Origin of the sequence: Vibrio sp. M260118, from assembly GCF_036533755.1 — a bacterium.
Taxonomy (GTDB): Bacteria; Pseudomonadota; Gammaproteobacteria; order Enterobacterales; family Vibrionaceae; genus Vibrio.
In genome coordinates this window covers 1-621 of the sequence record NZ_JATABG010000690.1, presented here as the reverse complement: position 1 = coordinate 621, position 621 = coordinate 1, and the positions used below count along the sequence as shown (strand labels likewise).

At 41.1% G+C, this 621-nt stretch carries 2 rRNA genes; both read left to right on the top strand.

What is annotated here, in order from left to right:
- Positions 1 to 32 precede the first annotated feature (32 nt).
- Positions 33 to 148, top strand: a 5S ribosomal RNA gene (gene rrf, locus QTO00_RS20595).
- Between the two features lie 386 nt (positions 149 to 534).
- A 16S ribosomal RNA gene (locus QTO00_RS20590) occupies positions 535 to 621 on the top strand; the annotation flags it as partial.

Below are 621 nucleotides of genomic sequence, written 5' to 3'. Positions count from 1 at the left end.
GAACTAGCTTCTAGGAACTTAAACAAAATTTGCTTGGCGACCATAGCGATTTGGACCCACCTGATTCCATGCCGAACTCAGAAGTGAAACGAATTAGCGCCGATGGTAGTGTGGGGCTTCCCCATGTGAGAGTAGGACATCGCCAGGCTCCTATTTATTTTCACTTTTTTAAAAAGTGAAGACAAAAGGTTCGACTTTGTCTATTTAGTAGACAAGTCACCATAAGATTCTAATAAAGTTTAGAGTTTTATGTTGACTTACCGAGTCAATGGCGTATTATACGCATCCGCTTCGACGCTAACGCGTTGATAGCACAGCTCTTTAACAATATAAACCTATCAATCTGTGTGGGCACTCGTTGATGATAATCCAAATAGTTTCTTCGGAAACAATTTAGGTTTCAATGAACTGAGTGACCAATCGGTAGTAATACCGGCACAGTCAATTCAAGTTTTCTAGGAACTAGCTTCTAGTCACTAGGAACTTATCAGTATTCATTGAGCCTCCCCTATTTATTTAGGGAATCAAAACTTTAAATTGAAGAGTTTGATCATGGCTCAGATTGAACGCTGGCGGCAGGCCTAACACATGCAAGTCGAGCGGAAACGAGTTAACTGAACC